Raw genomic sequence first — 21,952 nt, 5'->3', positions numbered from 1 at the left:
TCCGTTTGTTTGCCCGTAGCGCCATTCCTGACAGAACGTCAGGTCTGTAGCCTGACTATACGTCAGCTTGTCGGCCATTTAGCAGGAGTGGACGAGACACGATGCTTGGATCGACTCACGGCACCCTCACCACCACCTCCCGACCGGCCCGCGTGGTGGCCTGCGGCGAGCGTCCGGGCCCCGCCGTCCACGGCCAGGCCGACGGCGCCGAGGACGTCGACGTCAGCGGCAGGCCGCTGCGCTCGGACATCCCCGACCTGGACCGGCTCTTCCGCCCCGAGACCGTCGCGGTCGTCGGCGCCTCGGACGCCGAGGGCCGCCCCAACACCGGGATCACCAGGCAGCTCCTCGCCTGGTCCGAACGCGTCGGCGCACGCCTGCACCCCGTGCACCCCACCCGCACCTCCGTCTTCGGCATCCCCTGCCACCCCTCCGTCCGCGACCTGCCCGAACGCGTCGACCTCGCCGTCCTCCTCGTCGGCGACCCGCTCCCCGTGCTGGAGGAGCTCGACGGCGCCAAGGCCGCCTTCGCCGTGGCCTTCGCCGGCGGATTCGCCGAGACCGGACCGGCGGGCGCCGCCGCCCAGGCCGCCCTCGCCGACGCCGCCCGGCGCTCCGGCGTCCGCCTCCTCGGCCCGAACACCAACCTCAACGCCTTCGAGCACTTCCGCGATGACCTCGACGGCCCCGCCATCGCGCTGATCACCCAGTCAGGCCACCAGGGCCGCCCGGTCTTCGCCCTCCAGGAACTCGGCATCCGGCTCTCCCACTGGGCACCGACCGGCAACGAAGCCGACCTGGAGTGCGCGGACTTCATCTCCTACTTCGCCACCCGGCCCGAGGTCGGAGCGATCGCCGCGTATGTGGAAGGGCTCAAGGACGGCCGCTCGTTCCTGCTCGCCGCGGACCGGGCCGCCCGGCACAAGGTGCCCGTCGTCGCCGTCAAGGTCGGCCGCACCGAGGCCGGCGCCCGCACCGCCGCCTCCCACACCGGCAAGCTGACCGGCGCGGACGACGTGGTGGACGCCGCCATGCGGCAGTTCGGCGTGATCCGCGTCGACAGCCTGGACGAGTTGCAGGACACCGCGGCCCTGCTCGCCCGCGCCCGGCCGCCCAAGGCCCCGGGTGTCGCCGTCTATTCGATCTCGGGCGGCACCGGCGCCCACTTCGCCGACCTGGCCACGGCCGCCGGCCTCGCACTCCCGGCCCTCTCCGCCGCGAAGCAGGACGAGCTCCACCAGTGGATACCGGAGTACCTGAGCGTCGCCAACCCCGTCGACTGCGGCGGCCACCCCGTCGGCGACGAGCGCGGGCGCAAGATCATCGACGCGCTGCTGGACGACCCCTCCGTGGGCGTCCTCATCTGCCCCGTGCCCGGCCCCTTCCCTCCCCTGAGCGACCGGCTCGTCCGCGACCTCGTCGCCGCGGCGGAGCGGACGGACAAGCTGGTCTGCGTCGTCTGGGGCTCCCCGGTCGGCACCGAGGACGCCTATCGCACCACCCTGCTCGGCTCCTCGCGCGTGGCCACCTTCCGCACCTTCTCCAACTGCATCACCGCCGTACGCGCCTACCTCGCCCACCACCGCTTCACCGACGCGTACCGCTCCCCCTTCGACACCGCGCCCCGCACCCCGTCCCCCTCGGCCCGCAAGGCGCAGGAGCTCATGCGCCCGGGCGAACAGCTCAGCGAGCACGCGGCCAAGCAACTGCTGCGCGCGTACGGCATACGCGTGCCGCGCGAGCAGCTGGTGACCAGCGCGGCCGCCGCCGTGCGGGCCGCCGGGCTCGTGGGCTATCCCGTGGTGATGAAGGCGTCGGGCCCGCAGCTCGCCCACAAGACCGAACTGGGCCTGGTCAAGATCGGACTGACCTCGGCCAGCCAGGTCCGCGACGCCTACCGCGAGCTCACCGACATCGCCCGCTACGAGGGGCTGCCGCTGGACGGCATCCTCGTCTGCCAGCTCGTGGGGCGGGGGGTGGAGATGGTCGTCGGCATCTCCCCCGACAGCCTGTTCGGCCCGACGGTGACCGTCGGCCTGGGCGGGGCGCTGGTGGAGGTCCTGCACGACACCGCCGTCGCCGTGCCGCCTTTCGGGGAGCACCACGCACGCGCGATGCTCGGAGAACTGCGCGGGCGCGCCCTGCTCGACGGCGTCCGGGGGGCGCCCCCGGCCGACGTGGACGCGCTCGTGGAGACCGTCCTGCGCGTCCAGCGCATGTCCCTGGAGCTGGGCGGGGCACTTGCCGAGCTCGACATCAACCCTCTGGTGGTGCTCGAGCGAGGCCAGGGCGCCGTGGCCCTGGACGCGCTCGCCTTCTGCCACTGAACAGCGCGCGGCAGCGCGTAGAAGCAGGAGAACCCCCATGTCCCTCTCCCCCCGTGACAAACCGCGGGACAACCCGCTCGACCACAGCGGCCCCGATGACTCAGTGATACTCCACACCACTGACAACGGGGTCTCGTGGATCACGCTCAACCGGCCCGAAGTCATGAACGCCATCGCCCCTGAGCAGCGCGAATGCCTGATTTCCGAGTTACTTCGGGCCTCCGCCGACCCGGGTGTCAGAGCCGTCGTCATCACTGCCACGGGCGCCGCGTTCTGTGCCGGGGCCGACCTGCGCGCCACCCCTTCGAGCGCAATGGACCCGGCCGTCCCGGGCGTATCAGCAGCCTCAGTCGCCTCGGGCCGGCTGCCCGGCGACGTGGCCCGTACGATCCGCCGGGGCGCGCAGCGGCTGATCGCCGCCGTGCTGGACTGCGAGAAACCCGTGATCGCCGCCGTGAACGGCACCGCCGCCGGCCTGGGCGCCCACCTCGCGCTGGCCTGCGACCTCGTCCTGGCCGCCGAATCCGCCACGTTCGTCGAGGTGTTCGTCCGCCGCGGCCTGGTCGCCGACGGCGGCGGCGCGTACCTCCTGCCGCGGCTGGTGGGACCGCAGCGGGCGAAGGAGCTGATGTTCTTCGGGGACGCCCTCACCGCCGCCGAGGCGGAGCGGATGGGACTGGTCAACCGCGTCGTGGCCGGGGCGGGGCTGGCCGCAACGGCCAGGTCGTGGGCCGAGCGCCTGGCCACCGGCCCGACGCGGGCGCTCGCCCTCACCAAGCAGCTGGTCAACTCCTCGCTGGACAGCGACCGTACGGCGGCGTTCGCGGCGGAGGCCGCTGCCCAGGAGATCAACATGACGACGGAGGACGCGCAGGAGGGCGTCAACAGCTTCCTCGAACACCGCAGTCCCGTCTACCGCGGACGCTAGAACACCGAAGACCGTAGCGGCATAGCGGCGTAGCGCGAGACTCTTCAAAGCTGACGCTCCATCAACTTCAATGGATCCATGATGGGACACGCAGGCATGGCCGCCCTCGCCGTCCGCTATCTGCGGCCCGCCCACCCGCCGGCTCCCGATGCGCGGCCGCCCGATCCGATGCCCCGGCCGGCACTGCGGGCCGTCCGCGCGGACGAACAGCCTCCGCCCGCGCCGCGGGAACTGCGCCGCGTCCTCGGCCGGTTCGCCAGCGGCGTCACCGTGATCACTGCGCCCGGAGCCGGCGGCGAGCCTCCCGCCGGCTTCGCGTGCCAGTCCTTCGCCTCGCTCTCCCTCGACCCGCCGCTCGTGGTCTTCATGGTGGGCCGCACGTCCACGACATGGCCGCGCATCGCACGCGCCGGTGTCTTCTGCGTCAACATCCTGGGCGCCGGACAGGGCGCCCTCTGCCGCGCCTTCGCGGTGAGCGGCGCGCAGGCCGCCGACAAGTTCGCGGGCGTGCGGCACAGCCCTGCGCCCGTGACGGGCTCGCCCTTGCTCGCGGGCGTGCCCGCATGGGTCGACTGCGAGATCCACGCCGTACACACCGGCGGCGACCATCTCATCGTGGTGGGGCACGTCGAGGCCCTGGGCGCGGAGGAGAGTGACGGAAATGACGAGGGCACGGGCGCGGACGGCCCGCTGATCTTTCACAGGAGCACGTTCGGAAGGTTCACCGCCTTCGACGCATGACGCCCACCCCTGCCCGCTCCTCGCTTCACCGCTACTTCTTGTGCTTGACGATCTTCGTCAGTACGTAGCGCTTGCCTGAGCCCGGCTTGCCGATCTCGTGGTACAGCCGCGGCTCCTTGACGGTGCCGCTGACGCTCCAGTTGCGCTTGAGCTCGCACGAGCCGATGCGCAGGGACATGCCCTCGACCTTCCCGCCGTCCTTGACGGGCTTCCACGTGCCCGCGCCGTCGCAGTCCTTCGGCCGGTCCTTGCCCGTGCCGTCCCACACGTAGTTGTCGAGCCCGTCGGCCACCGCCGCACCGTCCTCGGCCAGCCTCACCGTCCCCCCGCGGCCGTCGGTCCAGGTGCCCGCCAGTTGCTCCGTTTCGAACCGGGGCGGCTGGTAGACGCTGACCAGGCCGGTGCCGTAGACCGCGGCGCCCACCGCGCCGACGGCGAGCCAGGCGAGCGCCCCGTCGCGCGACACCCTCCGGGCCATGCGCGTGGCCCGCCCCTCGCGGACGCGCCGGCCGGCGACTCCGGCGATCAGGGTGGCGGGCAGCAGGGCGGCCGTGAGGGAGGCCCACCACAGGAGGTACTTCACGGGCGACGCCGGAGAGAGGCTGCCGAGCGCAGACACCCCGCCGAACACGGCCACCGCGGCGGCCGACACGACAGGCACCGCTGCCGCGTTCCACAGCGGGCCGTCGCGGCGCCCCGGGCGCCGGGTGACGCGCCGGGCGAGCGCCAGGGCCGGCATGACGACTGCAGCCGTGACGAAGCCGCTGACGAGGACACCGAGCAGCGCGAGGACGAACACGACGGCGGCGATCATCATGAGGCCGTGGGGCAGGCCTTCGTGCTCGCGCGAGAGCATCACGAGAACGCCGAGGGTCCCCGCGACCGCGGCCTCCGCGCACAGCGCTGCCATCGACGCGCAGAACGCCGCCCCGAAGCCGTCCGGGTGCATCACCCGCCCCTGCGCCCGGTGTGCCTCCTCGGAGCCGGAACCGGACCCCGCCGCCGCCCCGGTCCGGGACACGGCGTCGGCCCCGTCCCCGGACTCCGCCTTCCCGTCGGCCGGCACCGCTTCCGGTATCGCGCCCGGCTCAGCCTGCTGTGTCATCGCTGCCCCTCTCTTCAAGAAGGATTCCCCCAGCGGCTGAGAGGTTGCTTTCGCCGACCGAATGATCCACCTTGCCCCGACTTGCCCCGATGCAGATGAGCCGGACCCGGGCGCCGGAAGCATCCGGGCGCGGCACGAACAAACAACACATCCGGGCGCAGGCCCGCGCAAGACCGCCGGTGCCGATCGCAGCCGGGATCACACCTCCGCAGCGTCCGGCAGCCCGGCCGCGGCCCGCGGGCGCCTGCGGATGACCAGAGCCATGAGCGCCGCCACGGCGCACAGCGCGCCCGAGGCGTACCAGACGACGTCGTACGAACCGAAGGCGTCACGGGCCACCCCGCCGAGGAAGGCCACCACGGCAGCACCGACCTGGTGGGAGGCGAGCACCCAGCCGAAGACGATCGCGCTGTCCTCGCCGTAGTGCTCGCGGCACAGGGCGATGGTGGGCGGCACGGTGGCGACCCAGTCGAGCCCGTAGAAGACGATGAAGAACACCATCGGAGGGTGCACGGAGGGCGCCAGCAGCATCGGCAGGAACATCAGGGAGATGCCGCGCAGCCCGTAGTAGACGGCAAGCAGCCTGCGCGCCTCGAAGCGGTCGGTGAACCAGCCGGAGGCGATGGTCCCGACGACGTCGAAGACACCGACCACGGCCAGCAGGCCCGCGGCCGCCGTCATCGGCATGCCGTGGTCGTGTGCTGCCGGCACGAAATGGGTCTTCACCAGGCCGTTCGTGGTCGCGCCGCAGATCGCGAAGGTGCCCGCGAGGAGCCAGAAGGGGCCGGTGCGGACGGCGTCGCGCAGCGCCCTGACCGCACGTCGTGCGGCGCCGGGCGCGGGGGCCGGCTTCGGTACGGGGATGTCGCTGCCGTAGGGGGCGAGGCCCACGTCCGCGGGGTGGTCACGCAGGAGCAGCCACACGAACGGGACGACGACGAGGGCGGCGACGGACACGGTCACGGCCGCGGGCCGCCAGTCGTGGTGTTCGACGATCCAGGAGAGCAGGGGGAGGAAGACCAGCTGCCCGGAGGCTCCGGCCGCCGTGAGGATGCCGGTGACGAGGCCGCGCCGTGCGCTGAACCAGCGGTTGGTGACGGTCGCCGCGAAGGCCAGGGCCATCGAGCCGCTGCCGAGTCCTACGAGCACGCCCCAGCACAGCACGAGCTGCCAGGCGGCCGTCATGAAGACCGTCAGCCCGGCGCCGGCCGCGATCACGGTCAGGGCGCAGGCGACGACCTTGCGGATGCCGAAGCGGTCCATCAGGGCGGCGGCGAACGGCGCCGTGAGCCCGTACAGGGCGAGGTTGACGGAGGCGGCGAACCCGATCGTGCCGCGCGACCAGCCGAACTCCCCGTGGAGCGGCTCGATCAGCAGGCCGGGCAGCGAGGCGAACCCCGCCGCGCCGATGATCGTCACGAAGGTGACGGCGGCCACCGACCACGCGCGGTGGATGCGGTGCCGCGCGGGGCTCGTGACGGCGGGGCCGGGGCCTGCCGAGGCGCTCTCCGGGTGGGTGGGACGTCCGGTTGTCTGGGTCACGCCCTCAGCATCGGGAGCGGCTTCCCACCGGACGAGTGGCCGAAGGGACAGCATCCGCAAGGATCGGGCCACGCGGGTTGTCTGTCGACAAGTACACCGGCCGCGGCGGGCCCACGGCCCGGGCGGGCTTGTCAGTGGCAGGCCGTAAGGTGACGAACACGGCTCTTGCACGCGCCGGAGAGACGGGGGGAACGTCATGAGCGGGCGGACGGAACGCTTGGGGGGCGAACAGGACATGACGCAGCAGACCACGCGGGCCGGCAGGATCACCCGCTCCGAGCAGCATCCCGATGCCCCGCCGCACCGGGTCGCCGTCCTCGCCCTGGCCGGAGTGATCCCCTTCGAGCTCTCCATCCCGTACCGGATCTTCGGCAAGGCCACGACCTCTGCCGGAGCGCCGCTGTACGAGGTGGTCACCTGCGCGCTGGCCGCCGGCCCCGTCCCCACCGACGCGGACTTCTCCATCAACGTCGACCTGGGCCCGGAGGCCCTGGCCGAGGCCGACACGGTCGTCGTCCCCGCCTCGTACGAGTTCGGGCCGCCGTACGACGAGGGGCGGCTCGGCGACGAACTGGCCGGTGCCCTGGCCCGCATACGCCCCGGCACGCGCATGGTGTCGATCTGCACCGGCTCGTACATCCTCGCGGCCGCAGGGCTTCTCGACGGGCGGCCCGCCACCACGCACTGGTCCAGCACGGAACGCTTCCAGCGGATGTTCCCCTCCGTGCGCGTGGACGCCGACGTGCTCTTCGTGGACGACGGCGACGTGCTGACCTCGGCCGGGGTGGCCTCCGGCATCGACCTCTGCCTGCACATCGTGCGGCGCGACCACGGCACCGCCGTCGCGAACGAGGTGGCCCGGCGCAGCGTCGTCCCGCCGCACCGCGACGGCGGCCAGGCGCAGTACATCCAGCGGCCGGTGCCCGAGCCCCAGCTCGCGACGACCACGGGGGCGCGCGCCTGGGCCCTGGGGCGGCTGGAGCAGCCGATCCAGCTGCGCGACATGGCCGAGCAGGAAGCCATGAGCGTCCGGACGTTCACGCGCCGCTTTCGCGAGGAGGTCGGCATCAGTCCGGGCCAGTGGCTTACCCAGCAGCGCGTCGAGCGCGCGCGGCACTTGCTGGAGGACAGCGACCTGTCCGTGGACCAGGTGGCGCGGAGCGCCGGGTTCGGCACGGCCGCCTCGATGCGGCAGCACCTGCAGGCGGCGCTCGGCGTGTCCCCGACGGCTTACCGCCGTACGTTCCGTGCGGTGACGGTCGCCTCCCGCCGCTGACCGGGCTGTGACCTCAGCGGCGGCCTGGGCGGCGGCCGGTCAGCGGAAGGTGAGGACGGCGCGGGAGACGCGTCCGTGGAGGGTGTCGTCCGCGGCGCGCGCGAAGTCCTCGACGGGGTAGGTCCTGGTGACGAGTTCGTCCAAGAGGAGGCGTCCTTCCCGGTAGAGCCCTGCGTAGCGGGGGATGTCGCTCTGGGGGCTCGAGGAGCCGTAGCGGCAGCCCAGGATCGCTTTGTCGAGGAAGAGGGAGTCCACGCGGAAGGACGCCTCGGCCCCGGCGGGCGGTACGCCGAGCAGCACCGCCTGCCCGTGCCTGCCGAGGAGGTCGACCGCCTGCCGGACGAGCCCGGTGTCGCCGACGCATTCGAAGGCGTGGTCGGCGCCGTCCGGGAGGATCTCCCGCACGGCGGCGGGACTGCCGGGGGGCGCGGAGGCGTCGACGAAGTGGGTCGCGCCGAACTGCCGGGCTGCGGCTTCCTTGCGCGGATCGGAGTCGACGGCCACGGCGACGGACGCCCCGGCGATGCGGGCGCCCTGCAGGACGTTGAGCCCGATGCCGCCGGCGCCGATGACGACGACCGATTCGCCGGGGCGGACACGGGCACGGTTGAGTACGGCGCCGACCCCGGTCAGGACGCTGCAGCCGATCAGCGCCGCCGAGGTCAGCGGCATGCTCTCAGGAATCCTCACCGCCTGGACGGCTTTGACGACGGTGCGTTCGGCGAAGACGGAGCTGGCGGCGAAGTGGAAAAGCCGCTCACCCTTCCGGGTGAAGGGCCGGGTGGGCTTGCCGATCGACTCGCGGCACATCGTCGGGCGGCCCCGGCCGCACTCGCCGCAGACACCGCAGGCGGCGAGCGTCGACAGCGCCACGTGATCGCCGGGCGCGACGTGCTCGACGCCGGGGCCGGTCGCCCGGACCACGCCCGCGCCCTCGTGCCCGAGGACCACGGGGACGGGGTACGGGATGGTGCCGTCGACGACCGAGAGGTCGCTGTGGCAGAGCCCGGCGGCCGCGACGGAGACCAGGACCTCGCCGGGTCCGGGCTCCCGGACCTCCAGATCGTCGGCGACCAGGGGCTGTTTTCCGTCGAAGATGACGCCTCGCACGGCTGGGGTCCTCTCGGAGTCGGAGGGAACGGGGCGGGCCGGGTGCTGCGGACGGGGTTCCTGGGGGCTCAGGCGGATGGGGTCGCGAGGCGCTCAGGAGGCCCAGACGACCGACTGGAGTTCGCTGTAGGCGTGCAGTCCGAAAGAACCGCCGTCCCGGCCGACGCCGCTCTCCTTGAAGCCGCCGAAGGGCGTCTCGGGGTGCCGCTGCATGGTGTTGATGCCGACGTTGCCGCTGCGGAGCCGTGCGGCAACGGCCCAGGCCCGGGCCGTATCGGCGCTGAACACGTAGTCGTGGAGGCCGTAGGACGTGCTGTTGGCGATGCGCACGGCGTCCTCGTCGTCCTCGAAGGGAAGGGCGACGACGACGGGTCCGAACAACTCGTCGCGGGCGACGGCGCTTTGCGGGTCGACACCGGTGATCAAGGTGGGGGCGACGTAGAAGCCGGGTTTGATGTCCGGGCGGGTGCCGCCGGCGACGATGCGGGCGCCTTCCGCCCGTGCCCGCGCGATGTACGCCTCCACCCGGTCGCGCTGGGCGGCGGAGATCAGCGGGCCCACCACCGTCGAGTTATCCACAGGGTCCCCGACGATCAGCGTCCGCGCGTAACGTTGGAGACCGGCGACGACCTCCTCGTACAGCGCGCGCTGCACGAGCACCCGGGTCGGTGCCGTGCAGATCTGTCCGCTGTGGAATGACCAGACCGAACCGACCGCCCCTATCGCCGACTTGAGCACGCTCTGGTCGGCATCCCCCAGTACGATGGCCGCGCCCTTGCCGCCGAGCTCGAGAAGGGTGCGCTTCATCGACCTCCCCGCGGCTTCGGCGATCTGTTTTCCGACGGTGGTGGATCCGGTGAAGCTGATCATGTCGATGCCGGGATGGGCCACCAGCGCCCGCCCCGCGCCCGGACCCGAGCCCGTGACGATGTTGAAGACGCCGTCCGGGAGGCCGGCCTCCCGGAGGATCGGGCCCAGCGACAGACAGCACAGGGGATCCTGCGGCGCCGGTTTGGCGACGACGGCGTTTCCCATGGCCAGGGCGGGCGCGAGCTTGCCTACGAGGTTGACGAGCGGGAAGTTGTAGGAGGTGATGCAGGCGACGACGCCCACGGGGCGTCGGACCGCGGCGGCGCCCATCAGGCCGCCGGGTGCGAGCGGACTGCCCTGGACGGGGTGTGGTGCGAGCGGGAGGACCGCCGGCTCGATCGCTCCCCGGGCGTAGCGGCGGAAGCGGTCCACCGCCACGGGCAGTTGCAGGGCCGAGGTGACGCGCGCCGTCGCGCCCGTCTCGGCCTGGAGCAGGGGCAGGAGCTCCGCTGCGCGCTCACTGATCAGTTCCGCTGTCCGGTCCAGTACGGCCGCGCGCTCGCGCGGGTCCGTACGGGACCAGCCGTCCTGCGCGGCCTGAGCGGCGGTCACGGCGGCGGCGACCTCGGCGGGGGTCGCCTCCGGCGCCGCCCCGACGACCTGTTCGGTCGCCGGATTGACAACTGGATAGTGACCCTTTTCCGGCGTACGCCATGCCCCGCCGATCCAGTTCCCGTACGCCTTCGCGCCGTACGCCGTCACGTCGTCCGCGGCCATGGCACCCGCGGTCGCGTCGCCCCTGGTCATGTCGTCCGCCGTCATGGACGAGGCTCCTTCGGCAGGCCGAGCACGCGCTCGGCGATGATGGTGCGCTGCATCTCGGCCGAACCGCCGTAGATCGTGTCGGCCCGGGAGAAGAGGAACAGGCGCTGCAGGGCGTCGAGTTCGTAAGGGTGCTCCTCGCTCCAGTCGTGCGGCCCGACGGCGGCGGGCGGGCCCTGCGCCTGCACGGCCAGTTCGCCGAGGCGCTGGTGCCAGCCGCCCCAGAGCAGTTTGGCGACGCTGGGGGCGCCGGGGAGATCCGTGCCGCTCAGGGCTCGCAGGGCGGTCCAGCGCATGGTCCGCAGCTCTGCCCACTGCCGTACGAGCCGGTCGCGCACCGCCGGCTCCGCTGCGGCTCCGGTCTCCCGGGCGAGGCGGACGATGCGGGCGAGCTCTTCGGCGAAGCCGATCTGCTGCGCGAGGGTGGCCGGCCCCCGCTCCCGGCCGAGGAGGTCCATGGCGACCCGCCAGCCGTGGCCTTCACCGCCGAGCACGTGGTCGGTGCGGGCCTCGGCTCCGTCGAAGAAGACCTCGTTGAAGTCGGCGCCGCCGGTGAGCTGCCGGATCGGGCGGACCTCGATCCGGCCGGGCTGGTCCATCGGCACGAGCAGGAGGGAGAGCCCGTGGTGCCGGCGGGAGCCCTCGGTGGTGCGGGCGAGCAGGAAGCACCAGTCGGCCTCGTGGGCGAAGGAGGTCCACAGCTTCTGGCCGGTGATGCGGTAGGTGCGGCTACCGGAGTCCCTGACGGCAGCGGTGCGTACGGCGGCGAGGTCGGACCCCGCGCCGGGTTCGCTGTAGCCCTGGCACCAGATCTCCTCGCCGCGGGCGATGGCGGGGAGGAAGCGGGAGCGCTGGGCGGGGTCTCCGTGGGCGATGAGGGTGGGGGCGAGAAGGTGCTCGCCCATGTGACCGAGGCGGGCGGGGGCTCGGGCGCGGGAGTACTCCTCGGCCCAGACGACCTGCCCGGTCAGGGGTGCGGTGCGGTTGCCGTAGGTGCCGGGCGCGCAGTCCCAGCCGAGGCCGATCCAGCCGGCGGCGCCCAGTTCCCGCTCCCAGGCGCGGCCTGCGGCGGGTGGCGGCTCCACGGCGAGGTGGCCGGTGAGCCATGCCCGTGCTTCCTGCCGGAGGGCTTCGTCGTCCGGCCCGAAGGAGAAGTCCATGAGTGGCTCCCCGTCATGCGTTGGGGCGGGTTTTGGCGGCGGCCGCCTCGGCCATCGCCTCCAGGTGGGCGAGCATCGGCATGGGATCGGTGCCGACGGTACGGGGCAGCAGGTCGGCGATCCTGTCCGGTGTCCAGGGGCCTTCGGCGCAGACGGCGCGCAGTTCGCGGGGCTGGGCCCATACGGCGATCCTGGGGCCGGCCACGGTGTAGACCTGCCCGGTGATGCCTTCGTCGCGGGCCTGTTCGCCGAGCAGGTAGACGACGAGTGCCGCGACGTCCTCGGGAGCGCCGATCTCCTTGAGTTCCATGGGCACGTTGGCGGACATGCGGGTGCGGGCCACGGGGGCGACGCAGTTGGCGGTGATGCCGTACTTGTGCAGGCCCAGGGCGGCACTGCGGACGAGGGAGATGATGCCGCCCTTGGCGGCGGAGTAGTTGGCCTGGGCGACGCTGCCCTGGTGGTTGCCGCTGGTGAAGCCGATGAGGGTGCCGTGCCCCTGGCGGCGCATGACGGCGGAGGCAGCGCGGAAGACGGTGAAGGTGCCTTTGAGGTGCGTGGCGATGACGGGGTCCCACTCCTCTTCCGTCATGTTGAAGAGCATCCGCTCGCGCAGGATGCCCGCGGCGCACACGGCGCCGTCGATGCGCCCGTAGCGGGCTAGGGCCGTGTCGACGATCCGCTGCCCGCCGGCCATGGCCGACACGTCGTCCGCGACGGCGGCGGCCTCGCCGCCCGCCGCCTCGATCTCCTTGACGACGCCGGTGGCCACCTCGCTCGTGGGCTCGCCGCCGTCGATGGTGACGCCGTAGTCGTTGACCACGACCTTTGCGCCCTCGGCCGCACAGGCGAGGGCGACCGCGCGACCGATGCCGCGGCCCGCCCCCGTCACGGCGATCACCTTTCCCGCCAAGAAGCTCCCCACGGCGCACGCCCCTTCCCGCTCTATCTGACGGACCGTTAGATTTTTGGGCAGGGCAGACGAAGGCACAAGCCCCGCACAGGGACCGATCCGGGGAGGACATCCATGCCACTGCCACCGGAGTTCCACGAGATCGCCAAGCGGGTCAACAACTGGGGCCGTTGGGGCGAGAGTGATGAGATCGGCACCCTGAACCTCATCACGGACGCCGTTGTGCGCGAAGCGGTAGCAACCGTGCGCACCGGCCGGAGGGTGGCTCTGGCCGTGCCCCTGCGGCAGCGCGGGATCCAGACGGGCCTGATCCCCGGCAGGGTCAACCCCCTGCACACCATGACCTCGGTCAACCGGGAGGAGTTCGCTCCGGGATCCGTGGCCACGAGCGACGACACCGTGACCATGGGCCTCCAGGCGGGGACGCACTGGGATGCGCTGCCACACGTCTCCCACGGCGGCAGGATCTACAACGGCCGGCCGGCGGACTCGATCACCGCCCATGCGCGCGCCGTCTTCAGCGGCGTCGAGAAGGCGCGGCACGTCGTCTCGCGCGGGGTGCTGCTCGACGTGGCCCGCGCCCGGGGCGTGGACCGCCTGGCCCCCGGGCGTGCCGTCACCCCGGAGGACCTGGAGGCGGCGGAGGACATGGGGGCGGTCTCCGTGGGACCGGGGGACGTCGTGGTGGTCCGCACCGGGCACATGCAGCGCTATCTTGCGGGCGACCGGCGTGCGTACGGCAGTGCGTCACCCGGGCTGTCGGTCCGGACACCCGAGTGGTTCCATGCGCGCGACGTCGCGGCCGTCGCCAATGACACGCTCTGCTTCGAGGTCTTCCCGCCGGAGATCGACGGGCTCTGGCTGCCGGTGCACGCGCTCCACCTGGTCGAGATGGGGATGATGCAGGGCCAGAACTGGAATCTGGAGGACCTCTCCGCGGCCTGTGCGGAGGAGGGGCGCTACGCCTTCCTGCTGGCGGCGACACCCGAGCCCTTCGAGGGGGCGGTGGGCGCGCCCGTGGCGCCGGTCGCCGTGCTGTGAGCGAGCCCGGAGACGTGGGCGGGCGGCGACGTGCAGATGCGCACCCCGAGCACGGCACCGCGCGTCGCCGCCGGCTCCGGCGCTGGAGCCCTGTTCTTGCGCCGGATCGCGACCCGTACTCGCCGAGCAGCCCGGTGAAGGCGGGCCTCTCGACGTCCCCTCGCAACGAATCGCTGCGTCCAAGGGTGATCACGTGGACACTTCACGTCAACACCTGGTCTGGACTTTGTCGATTAAGCCCGATTTATGACGGCGCGCGGCGCATCGAAAGCGCCGGTCCACGAGGAGCCGCCGCGGTCGACCTCGCACCAGATGCGCTTGCCGCTGCCCTCGGCCTGCCAGCCCCAGCGGTCCGCGAGACCGTCGACCAGCTCCAGGCCGCGACCGCCGGTGTCCTCGCCTCCCGCGCATCTGCGGCGGGGCGGGCGGGCGCTGATGTCGGCGACCTCGACGCGAACGGTGCCCCCGCTCACGCCGGACATCCCGGCGCCGGCACCCGGGAAGAGCATGCGCAGGACGGCCGGGCAGCCGGTGTGGACGACGGCGTTGGTGACGAGCTCGGAGATCAGCAGGATCAGCGTCTCGGCCAGCGGCTCATCGACGCCTATCCCCGAGCCGGCCAGTCGCGACCTCGCCCACTTGCGGGCCCGCCCCACTTCCGCGGGGTCGGCCCGGACCTCCATCTGCATCTGAAGCACCTGCACCGCTCACACCATCCGTACCGGCGGACACAACGCCTCGCGTCTCCGAGGGACCACGGAACGTGATCGCCTTCCAAGACAGCATGGTTGACGCACAGTCACCCCAACAAGCGCTTCGGGCATATTCCGGCGCAAAGGAGTAGGGCTGCTGCATACTGTGCGACGCGCGCTGAGGAGACTCGAACACCGGGGGTCTTTGCGACCCGTTCCGGGACGAGCATCAGACATGTGCACGCCCGGCGCTGCCACATGGGCCGCATACGCCTCACCGCGCTTCTGAACCTCTCGCATCCAAGGGAGAGTACCCGAGCCGGGACCCGACTCCGGCCTGTGACGAATAACGTCCGGGACACAGCCTGATATCGACATGCTGTGAGCGGTTCGGCATGACATACCCGGAATTTCGTCCATGACGATTACGCCGTGACATTCTCTGCGTCCAGAACATCCGTTGCATCACTCGCGTGAGGGCCGTCCGGGAGGTGTGAAGCCTCATGGAGAAGGGTATTCGCAAGCAATTCCTCGGATTCGGCCGCCGACTGCCATTGACCTTCCCTCAGCCATCCACGTTTCAGGTGCAGATGGACGTCCGCCTCCCAGGTAAACCCCTGGCCACCGTGTACTTGCAGACAGTCACGAGCGTTGCGTACGGCTGCACTGTCAGCGAGCAGTTTGGCGGCGGCGATTTCAGCCGCTCCCTCCGGTCCGGTCGCGAGCGACGCGGCATAGACCGCGGCGCGCGCGAGCTCGGCCCGGACGAGCATCTCCGCACACAAGTGCTGCACGGCCTGGAACGCACCGACCGGGCGTCCGAACTGGGAGCGGTTCCGGGCGTAGGAGACCGCCAGTTCGACGGTCCGGAAGGCGCTCCCGAGCTGCTGGGCGGCGGTCAGCAGCGCCGCTTCCCGGCACAGCCGGGAAGCATCGGCGGGCACGGTGGTGGCGCTCCCGTCCGGCGGCCGGGGCAGTTGCCGGACGAGATGCAGGGGCGTCGTGGAGTCCACTGACCGGGCGGGCCGCGCCCGCAGTGCCCGCGGGGCGCCGCCGGGGCTTACCCGCAGGACCCGGGCGGCCCGTCCGTCGAGGAGCAGGACCGCCTCCGCAGAGGCGAGGTGCTCAGCCGGCCCCGGCCGGTCCAGGGCCGTGACGGTGCAGGCCCCCTCAGCCGCTCCCGGCACGAGCCCAGCGGCGAGGTGGGTGGCGACCAGCGGCCCGGGCAGCAGGGCCCGTCCGGCTTCCTCGAAGAGCAGCACCGCCTCGGGGAGTCCCAGCCCCGCGCCGCCGTCCTGCTCCGTGAGGCGCAGGGCGAAGAAGCCCGCCTCCCCCAGGGCCTGCCAGAGGCCGCGGTCCGGCGCGGGCGGGCCACCCGGGGAGTCGGCCAGGGAACGCAGCCGCTCGCGGGGGTACCGGGCGGCGAGGAGACCTCGCATTCCGGCGCGCAGGGCGCGCTGGTCGTCGGTGAGGCGGAAGTCCATGGTCATCGCCCTCTGGGGAGGCCGAGGATGCGCTCGGCGATGATGTTCCGCTGGATCTGGGAGGTTCCTGCGGCGATCGTGTAGGAGAGCGAGGAGAGTCGCTGTGCCGTCCACTCGTGGCGGGTGTCCAGGGACTCCGGTCCGAGCACCTCGGCGGCCGCTTCGTAGAGCTCCTGGCGGGCCTGGGAGTAGCGGAGTTTGAAGACGGACGCGCCGGCCCCCGGGGCTCCGTCGCCCCCAGTGCGTGCGGCGTGGGCGGCCTCGCAGGTGTTCCACTGGACGAGCCGCCACAGGGCCGTGAATTCGGCGTGGAGGCGGCCGAGGCGGCGGCGCAGGACGGGGTCGTCCCAGCGGCCGTTGGCGCGGGCGGTGCGGGCAAGGCTGGTGAGGGTGCGGCGGCAGGCGACGACCTCGCCTGCGAAGGCGGTGCCGCGCTCGTAGGAGAGGGTGACCATGGTGACGCGCCAGCCGTCGTTCTCAAGGCCGACGCGGTAGGTGACGGGCACGCGCACCTCGTCGAGGAACACCTCGGCGAACTCGGTGGTGCCGGCGAGGGTGCGCAGCGGGCGCACGGTGACGCCGGGGGCGTTCATGGGCAAGGCGAGCCAGGAGATGCCGCGGTGCCGGGGGGCTGAGGGGTCGGTGCGAACGAGGAGTTCGCACCAGTCGGCGACCTCGGCGTGGGAGGTCCAGATCTTGCTGCCGGTGACGATGTAGGAGTCGCCGTCGCGGACGGCGCGGGTGCGCAGCGAGGCCAGGTCGGAGCCGGCTTCGGGTTCGGAGAAGCCCTGGCACCAGATCTCGTCGCCGCGCAGGATCGGCGGCAGCCAGCGGGCGCGCTGGGCGGCGGTCCCTTCCGCGGCGATGGTGGGGCCGGCGTGGAGGAGGCCGACGAAGTTGGCGCCGACGTAGGGGGCTCCGGCGCGTTCGGTCTCCTCGATGAAGATCAAGTACTCGGTGGGGGTGGCGCCTTGGCCACCGGCGTGGGCGGGCCAGTGCAGGCCGGCGTATCCGGCGTCGTGGAGGGCGCGCTGCCAGGCGCAGTCGTGGGCGCGGCGCGCGGGCCAGTCGTCGGCGGGGGGTTCGGGGGGAAGCCGGGGCAGGGTGTCCTGCAGCCAGGTGCGGAGCCGGTCGCGGAAGTCCTCCTCTTCCTTGGTGAAGGTGAGGTCCACTGCGGCTCACCCGCCCATGGGGTCGAGGTCCAGGCCGAGCATCCGGATGGCGTTGCCGCGCATCAGTTTGCGGACGGTCTCGTCGTCCAGCCCCCGCACGTGGTCGAGGGCGACCTGCCTGGTGTGGGGGAAGGTCGAGTCGACGTGGGGGTAGTCGGTCTCGAAGGTGGCGTTGTCGCGGCCGACCGTGTCGAGCGCTTCGATGCCGTGCTTGTCGCGGAAGAAGCAGCAGAAGACCTGCCGGTAGTAGTAGGTGGACGGCGGCTCGGGGACGAGGTCGCGCACGCCGCCCCAGGCGCGGTGCTCCCGCCAGACGTCGTCGGCACGTTCCAGGGCGTAGGGGATCCAGCCCATCTGGCCTTCGCTGTAGGCGAGGGTGAGCCGGGGGTGGCGGACGAGGACGCCGCTGAAGAGGAAGTCGGCCAGCGACGCCATGGCGTTGTTGAAGGACAGGGTGGCCTGGACGGCGACCGGGGCGTCGGGGGATGCGGCGGGCATCTGCGAGGAGGAGCCGATGTGCATGTTGACGACGGTGCCGGTGTCCTGGCAGGCCGCGAAGAAGGGGTCCCAGTAGCCGGTGTGGATGCTGGGGAGGCCGAGGCAGGTGGGGAGCTCGCTGAAGGTCACGGCCCGTACGCCGCGGGCGGCGTTGCGGTGGATCTCCGCGACGGCGAGGTCCACGTCCCACAGCGGGATGAGGCACAGGGGGATGAGGCGCCCGCCGCTGTCGCCGCACCATTCCTCGACCATCCAGTCGTTGTAGGCGCGCACGCACGCGAGGGCGACCTCCTTGTCGTGCGCCTCGGCGAAGGTCTGCCCGCAGAAGCGGGGGAAGGTCGGGAAGCACAGCGACGCCTCGACGTGATTGAGGTCCATGTCCTTCAGGCGCTCCGCAGGGTCCCAGCAGCCGGGGCGCATCTCGGCGCGGGTGATGCCCTCCAGGGTCATCTCGTCGCGGTCGAAGCCGACGGCGGCGATGACGCGCTTGTAGGGGACCGACAGGTCCTCGTAGATCCACCAGTCCGCGGGCGGCCCGTCGGGGTCCATAGCGACGGTGTACCTGCCGCCGGTGTACTCCAGCCGGCCGATGCCGGTGGTCAGGGGGCGGGGACCGCGGTCGCGGTAGCGGGCGGGCAGCCAGCGCTCGAAGAGGTGGGCGGGTTCGATGACGTGGTCGTCGACGCTGACGATGCGGGGCAGTTCCATCAGGGCCTTCCCGGGTCCGGCAGTAGAACTGACGGTCTGTCAGTTTTGAGGCTAGCCCGCACCCTCTGGACCGGCAAGGCGTGACGGCCTACGCTTCGCCGCACTCCCTGACGCTTCGTCAGATCTTGTGGAGGGCCTGCCATGACCGGCACCGCCGACGACCTGTCCGCCTCCCGCACCCTGTGGGAACTGCTCGACCGCCGTGCGGACCTGACCCCCGGCGCCCCCGCCCTCATCCAGGCCGACGAGCCGGCCCCCGGGGCCGGCCCCGCCCCCGCCCCCGCCCCGGCCGGGGCCGCAGACCGCATGATGACCTTCGGCGAGCTGCGGGCGCGCGCCGAGCGCACCGCCGCCGGGCTCTACGGGCTCGGGGTGCGCCCCGGCAGCCGGGTGGCCTGGCAGCTGCCCACCCGCATCGAGACCGTCGTCCTGACCTTCGCCCTGGCCCGCCTGGGCGCCGTCCAGACGCCGCTCATCCCCTACTACCGCGACCGCGAGGCGGGCCACGCCCTGCGGGCCACCGAGGCCGGGTTCTTCGCCGTCCCCGGCATGTGGCGGGGCTTCGACCACAGCCTCATGGCGTACCGGCTCGCCCTCGCCCTCCCCGCGCCGCCCCTCGTCATCACCGCCTACGACGCCCTGCCCGAAGGAGACCCCGCGGACCTCCCGCCACCGCCCGCCGACGGCACCGGCGTCCGCTGGATCTACTGGACCTCCGGCACCACCTCCGCACCGAAGGGCGCCCTGCACACCGACCGCGGGCTCATCGCCGCCGGCAGCTGCCTGGCCGCCGCCCTGCGCCTCACCCCGGACGACGTCGGATCGATGGCCTTCCCCTACGCGCACGTCGCGGGGCCCGACTACACCGTCATGCTGCTCCTGCGGGGCTTCCCCGCCCTGCTCGTAGAGCACTTCTCCCTGCCCGGCTCGCTCGGCGCCTACCGCCGCAACGGCGTCACCGTCGCGGGCGGCTCGACCGCCTTCTACGCGATGTTCCTCGCCGAGCAGCGCCGGCAGCCCGGGCGCCGGCTCCTCCCCACGCTCCGGCTCATGGCGGGCGGCGGCGCGCCCAGGCCGCCGGAGCTGCACCACGACGTCGTCCGCGAGCTGGGGTGCCCGCTGGTGCACGGCTACGGCATGACCGAAGCCCCGATGATCACGATGGGGGATCCGGAGGACACGGTGGAGCACCTGGCCGGCACGGAGGGCCGGCCGCCCGCGGGCATGGAGATCCGGGTGACCGACACCGGCGGGGCACCCGTGCCGCCCGGCACCGAGGGCGCGATCCGGCTGCGCGGCGAGGCCGTCTGCCGGGGCTACCTCGACCCGGCCCAGACCGCCGAGGCTTTCGACGCCGACGGCTTCCTGCTCACCAGCGACCTGGGACACCTCACCGCCGACGGCCACCTCGTCATCACCGGCCGCGCCAAGGACGTCATCATCCGCAAAGGCGAGAACATCTCCGCGCAGGAGGTCGAACAGGTCCTGCGGAGCCATCCGCTCATCGACGACGCGGCCGTGATCGGGCTGCCCGATCCCGTGCGCGGGGAGCGGGTCTGCGCCGTCGTCCAGCAGGTCCCCGGAGCACCGCGGCTCACCCTCGGGGAAGTGACCTCCCACCTGGCGGACGCCGGACTGTCCGTACACAAGATGCCCGAGCAGCTGGAGCTGGTCGGACGGCTCCCGCGGGACGACACCCTGCACAAGGTGCTCAAGCACGAGCTGCGCGAGCGCTTCGCCCGGCCCGCTCAGCCGCCCGCCCGGTAAGTGGCCGCCGCCTGCTCGAAGAAGCGGTCCACCGAGCGCTGCTCGTTCATCGGCCCGATCACCTGCAGGAGGTGGTAGCGGCCCTTCACGATGGTGGCGGAGTTGCGTACGTAGACCTGCCGTCCGCTGCTGTCGTTCCAGTTGAAGGTGCCCTCGGCCGACGCCGTCCCGCCGACGTCGATACGGCGCAGGCCGCTGGCGCCGGACCACGAGGAGGAGCGGTAGGCCTCCAGCTCGGGCTCCTTGCTCTGCTGGTACGCCATCGGGTCGCTGCCGAACTCCGCGACCTCGTCACGGCCGGGGACCACCACGAGCTCGTACTCGCCGCCCGCGTAGACGACCTGCCCGCGGTCGTTCTCCCCGCGGCGCTGCCAGTCCTTGGCGACGGCGACGGCGAAGCCCTTGGGGTCCTTGCGCAGGGTGAAGCCCTTGGCAGCGCCGTCCGGCTCGGCGATCCGCTCCTCCGCCGTCGCCGCATCCGAGGCGCCCGTCCCACCCGCGGCTCCGGTCCCGCCCGGTTCGCCGGCGGTGCTCGGGGCCCGGGGCGCGGCACTGCGCGCACCGGCCGACCCCGTACGGTCCGCGCGGGCCTGGCCGGCGCTGTCCTCGGCCCGCGGCATGAACAGCATCGCGTACAGCGCGGCCCCGATGAGGAGGAGCAGGACCAGGCCGAGCAGCAGCCGGCCGAGGCTGAACGCCGAGCGGGCCGGGCGGCCGCGCTGCTCCTGTAGGTGCCTGGTGCGGGGCGTGCCGGAGCGGGCGGCGGGGACGTTGCCTTTGGTCGTGTCCCTGGCCGAGTTCCTGGCCGAATCCCTGGCTGTGCCCCTGGCCGTACCCCGGGCGGTGTCCTTGGCGGTGTCCTTGGCCGTCTTCTTGTGGCGGCCGTGCGCGGCCGACGCGGTGTCCACGGCGGTGATGGGGCGGCCGCGCCGGCGCCGGACCAGCTCGCCCTTGCGGCGGACGACCGGAAGCCGGTGCTGGTCGGCGGGGGTGTCCGGGGTGGTGTCGGGCACGGTGAGGGTGCGGCCGCCCGGTTCCGGTTCCGGCGCGGAGCGGATCAGGGAGCGCAGCCAACCACGGAGTTCCTCGAACTCCGGGCGCTCGGACGGATCCTTGCGCATCAGCGACTCGACCACGGGGCGCAGGGCGCCGCACTCCTCCGCGTAGGCGGGGGGCTCCACGCACACGAGCCGGACCAGTTCGGCCGTGCTGTCCTCCGGGTACGGGGCGTGCCCCTGCACGACGCGGAAGAGCAGGGCGCCGAGGGCCCAGAGGTCGGCCGCGGGGCCGACGGGGGGCGCGAGCTGCCAGCTCTCCTGTACGGGCCAGGCCTGCTCCGGGGCCCAGCGCTCGGTGACGGCGCCGACGACGACCATCCGGGCCTGGCGGGCGCGCTCGACGGCGAGGGCTCCGGCGGGCTGCCGCCCCGCGGCTCCCCAGGCGGCGGGGTTGCCGGCGGATTCGCTGCCGGGGGCGGTCGCGGAAGGGCTGCTCTCAGAGCTCTTCGCCGGGCTCTCCGGCGCGCGCGGGGGCGGGGGCGAGAGGGGAGGTGAGGGCGGGGCTGCGTTGCCGGAGCCGTGGACGGCACCGTTGCCCGCTCCGGGGCGGGTGCCCGGTGGCACGGCCGGAGCCGGAGCCGGGGCCGGGCCGGGGGCGGCGGAGCGCGGGGGCGCGGTCAGCCCGGGGAAGGCGGGCCAGGAGGTGGCGGGGCCGGGGAGCTTCACTTCGGGGACGTCCGGCCGGGAGGCGTTCCCCGGTCCGGCGGGGCCGCTGTGCGCTCCGGGCGGGCCCGGCGGCCGGTTGCGCCCGGAGGAGGTGCCGTGGGGGGAGCCGGCGCCGGGAGTGGGGGCCGCGCC

General features: G+C 72.8%; 16 protein-coding genes and 1 pseudogene. 6 read left to right on the top strand and 11 right to left on the bottom strand.

Features of this window, described 5'->3' with window-relative positions; translation table 11 throughout:
- Positions 1-101 precede the first annotated feature (101 nt).
- The 3 genes from B7P34_RS23920 to B7P34_RS23910 all read left to right on the top strand — a co-directional run bounded on the left by B7P34_RS23920 (position 102) and on the right by B7P34_RS23910 (position 3,996).
- Positions 102-2,327 (top strand): acetate--CoA ligase family protein, encoded by a 2,226-nt coding sequence (locus B7P34_RS23920; protein ID WP_106679642.1) that lies wholly within the window; start codon positions 102-104, stop codon positions 2,325-2,327.
- A 37-nt stretch (positions 2,328-2,364) separates the two neighbouring features.
- On the top strand, positions 2,365-3,255 hold the full coding sequence (locus B7P34_RS23915; RefSeq protein ID WP_106679640.1) for an enoyl-CoA hydratase/isomerase family protein: 891 nt from the start codon (positions 2,365-2,367) through the stop codon (positions 3,253-3,255).
- Between the two features lie 78 nt (positions 3,256-3,333).
- The gene (locus B7P34_RS23910; RefSeq protein WP_223268161.1) at positions 3,334-3,996 is read left to right on the top strand and encodes a flavin reductase family protein; all 663 of its coding nucleotides are present in this window, start codon (positions 3,334-3,336) and stop codon (positions 3,994-3,996) included.
- Positions 3,997-4,027: 31 nt separating this feature from the next.
- Here B7P34_RS23910 and B7P34_RS23905 read toward each other — a convergent pair whose 3' ends face one another.
- Positions 4,028-5,101: a hypothetical protein gene (locus B7P34_RS23905; protein WP_106679637.1), complete on the bottom strand. Its 1,074-nt coding sequence runs from the start codon at positions 5,099-5,101 to the stop codon at positions 4,028-4,030.
- Positions 5,102-5,299: 198 nt separating this feature from the next.
- The gene (locus B7P34_RS23900; protein WP_223268160.1) at positions 5,300-6,643 is read right to left on the bottom strand and encodes an MFS transporter; all 1,344 of its coding nucleotides are present in this window, start codon (positions 6,641-6,643) and stop codon (positions 5,300-5,302) included.
- Between the two features lie 235 nt (positions 6,644-6,878).
- On the opposite strand from B7P34_RS23900, the gene B7P34_RS23895 reads away from it, so the two are divergent.
- On the top strand, positions 6,879-7,919 hold the full coding sequence (locus tag B7P34_RS23895; protein WP_106679633.1) for a GlxA family transcriptional regulator: 1,041 nt from the start codon (positions 6,879-6,881) through the stop codon (positions 7,917-7,919).
- 39 nt (positions 7,920-7,958) lie between these two features.
- Here the strand turns inward: B7P34_RS23895 and B7P34_RS23890 are convergent, their stop codons facing one another.
- From B7P34_RS23890 to B7P34_RS23875, 4 genes are all read right to left on the bottom strand, one after another.
- Positions 7,959-9,029, bottom strand: coding sequence for a Zn-dependent alcohol dehydrogenase (locus B7P34_RS23890; RefSeq protein ID WP_106679631.1), 1,071 nt, complete (start codon positions 9,027-9,029; stop codon positions 7,959-7,961).
- Positions 9,030-9,122: 93 nt separating this feature from the next.
- Positions 9,123-10,661: an aldehyde dehydrogenase family protein gene (locus tag B7P34_RS23885; protein ID WP_223268159.1), complete on the bottom strand. Its 1,539-nt coding sequence runs from the start codon at positions 10,659-10,661 to the stop codon at positions 9,123-9,125.
- Positions 10,658-11,821: an acyl-CoA dehydrogenase family protein gene (locus B7P34_RS23880; protein ID WP_106679629.1), complete on the bottom strand. Its 1,164-nt coding sequence runs from the start codon at positions 11,819-11,821 to the stop codon at positions 10,658-10,660. Before B7P34_RS23880 ends, B7P34_RS23885 begins: the two co-directional genes overlap by 4 nt.
- A 13-nt stretch (positions 11,822-11,834) precedes the next feature.
- Entirely contained in the window at positions 11,835-12,746 is a 912-nt protein-coding gene (locus B7P34_RS23875) for an SDR family oxidoreductase (RefSeq protein ID WP_106679628.1), read from the bottom strand.
- Positions 12,747-12,848: 102 nt separating this feature from the next.
- Between B7P34_RS23875 and B7P34_RS23870 the strand changes: the two genes are divergently transcribed.
- A complete protein-coding gene (locus tag B7P34_RS23870) occupies positions 12,849-13,775 on the top strand; it encodes a cyclase family protein (RefSeq protein ID WP_106679626.1) in 927 nt (308 codons plus the stop codon).
- A 233-nt stretch (positions 13,776-14,008) separates the two neighbouring features.
- Here B7P34_RS23870 and B7P34_RS23865 read toward each other — a convergent pair whose 3' ends face one another.
- From B7P34_RS23865 to B7P34_RS23850, 4 genes are all read right to left on the bottom strand, one after another.
- Positions 14,009-14,464: an ATP-binding protein gene (locus tag B7P34_RS23865; RefSeq protein ID WP_223268158.1), complete on the bottom strand. Its 456-nt coding sequence runs from the start codon at positions 14,462-14,464 to the stop codon at positions 14,009-14,011.
- Positions 14,465-14,892: 428 nt separating this feature from the next.
- Positions 14,893-15,957: an acyl-CoA dehydrogenase family protein gene (locus B7P34_RS23860; protein WP_223268157.1), complete on the bottom strand. Its 1,065-nt coding sequence runs from the start codon at positions 15,955-15,957 to the stop codon at positions 14,893-14,895.
- The gene (locus B7P34_RS23855; protein ID WP_106679621.1) at positions 15,954-17,123 is read right to left on the bottom strand and encodes an acyl-CoA dehydrogenase family protein; all 1,170 of its coding nucleotides are present in this window, start codon (positions 17,121-17,123) and stop codon (positions 15,954-15,956) included. Before B7P34_RS23855 ends, B7P34_RS23860 begins: the two co-directional genes overlap by 4 nt.
- 6 nt (positions 17,124-17,129) lie before the next feature.
- Positions 17,130-18,329, bottom strand: coding sequence for an amidohydrolase family protein (locus B7P34_RS23850; protein WP_106679620.1), 1,200 nt, complete (start codon positions 18,327-18,329; stop codon positions 17,130-17,132).
- Between the two features lie 141 nt (positions 18,330-18,470).
- On the opposite strand from B7P34_RS23850, the gene B7P34_RS23845 reads away from it, so the two are divergent.
- A complete protein-coding gene (locus B7P34_RS23845) occupies positions 18,471-20,096 on the top strand; it encodes a class I adenylate-forming enzyme family protein (protein WP_106679618.1) in 1,626 nt (541 codons plus the stop codon).
- Here B7P34_RS23845 and B7P34_RS23840 read toward each other — a convergent pair.
- Positions 20,078-21,952 (bottom strand): annotated as a pseudogene (locus B7P34_RS23840) (hypothetical protein); the annotation flags it as partial. The gene B7P34_RS23845 and the pseudogene B7P34_RS23840 overlap by 19 nt on opposite strands.

It is taken from the genome of Streptosporangium nondiastaticum (assembly GCF_003011965.1).
Classification (GTDB): domain Bacteria; phylum Actinomycetota; class Actinomycetes; order Streptomycetales; family Streptomycetaceae; genus Streptomyces; species Streptomyces nondiastaticus.
The sequence above is the reverse complement of the archived record's forward strand: the minus strand, read 5'-3'. Positions and strand labels throughout refer to the sequence as shown.

Coding starts and splice junctions, on each gene's coding strand:
- B7P34_RS23920 (WP_106679642.1), top strand. CDS start 102: ATGCTTGGATCGACTCACGGCACCCTCACCACCACCTCCCGACCGGCC.
- B7P34_RS23915 (WP_106679640.1), top strand. CDS start 2,365: ATGTCCCTCTCCCCCCGTGACAAACCGCGGGACAACCCGCTCGACCAC.
- B7P34_RS23910 (WP_223268161.1), top strand. CDS start 3,334: ATGATGGGACACGCAGGCATGGCCGCCCTCGCCGTCCGCTATCTGCGG.
- B7P34_RS23905 (WP_106679637.1), bottom strand. CDS start 5,101: ATGACACAGCAGGCTGAGCCGGGCGCGATACCGGAAGCGGTGCCGGCC.
- B7P34_RS23895 (WP_106679633.1), top strand. CDS start 6,879: ATGACGCAGCAGACCACGCGGGCCGGCAGGATCACCCGCTCCGAGCAG.
- B7P34_RS23885 (WP_223268159.1), bottom strand. CDS start 10,661: ATGACGGCGGACGACATGACCAGGGGCGACGCGACCGCGGGTGCCATG.
- B7P34_RS23880 (WP_106679629.1), bottom strand. CDS start 11,821: ATGGACTTCTCCTTCGGGCCGGACGACGAAGCCCTCCGGCAGGAAGCA.
- B7P34_RS23870 (WP_106679626.1), top strand. CDS start 12,849: ATGCCACTGCCACCGGAGTTCCACGAGATCGCCAAGCGGGTCAACAAC.
- B7P34_RS23865 (WP_223268158.1), bottom strand. CDS start 14,464: ATGCAGATGGAGGTCCGGGCCGACCCCGCGGAAGTGGGGCGGGCCCGC.
- B7P34_RS23860 (WP_223268157.1), bottom strand. CDS start 15,957: ATGACCATGGACTTCCGCCTCACCGACGACCAGCGCGCCCTGCGCGCC.
- B7P34_RS23850 (WP_106679620.1), bottom strand. CDS start 18,329: ATGGAACTGCCCCGCATCGTCAGCGTCGACGACCACGTCATCGAACCC.
- B7P34_RS23845 (WP_106679618.1), top strand. CDS start 18,471: ATGACCGGCACCGCCGACGACCTGTCCGCCTCCCGCACCCTGTGGGAA.